The organism is Corallococcus sp. CA041A, assembly GCF_003612075.1.
Taxonomy (GTDB): domain Bacteria; phylum Myxococcota; class Myxococcia; order Myxococcales; family Myxococcaceae; genus Corallococcus; species Corallococcus exiguus.
This window is the reverse complement of record NZ_RAWF01000735.1, coordinates 1-402: the sequence shown is the minus strand read 5'-3', so window position 1 is coordinate 402 and position 402 is coordinate 1. Positions and strand designations below refer to the sequence as shown.

Here is a 402-nt window from a genome sequence, read left to right as displayed (position 1 = left end):
CGGACTGAGCCTGTGCCGCAACCTGCGCGCCGGCAAGCATCGTGCGGTGCCGGTGGTGCTGCTGACCGCCCGCGACGACGAAACCGACCGCATCATCGGCCTGGAAATGGGCGCTGATGACTACGTGACCAAGCCCTTCTCTTCGCGCGAACTGCTGGCACGCATCAATGCGGTGATCCGCCGTACCCGGATGTTGCCGCCGAATCTGCAGGTGAGCGAAGCCGGTCGCCAGCTGGCCTTCGGCGAGTGGCGCCTGGACACCACCGCACGCCATCTGCTGGATGCACACGACACCGCGTATCCACTCAGTGGCGCCGAATTCCGCCTGTTGCGCGTATTCCTCGATCACGCCAATCGGGTGCTCAGCCGCGACCAGCTGCTCAGCCTCACGCAGGGCCGCGA

Annotated in this window: 1 protein-coding gene; it reads left to right on the top strand. The window is 66.2% G+C overall.

Annotation, left to right across the window (positions count from 1 at the left end):
- Positions 1–402, top strand: a 402-nt coding sequence (locus tag D7V77_RS42865) for a response regulator (RefSeq protein ID WP_120581791.1), incomplete at both ends; no start/stop codon positions are given.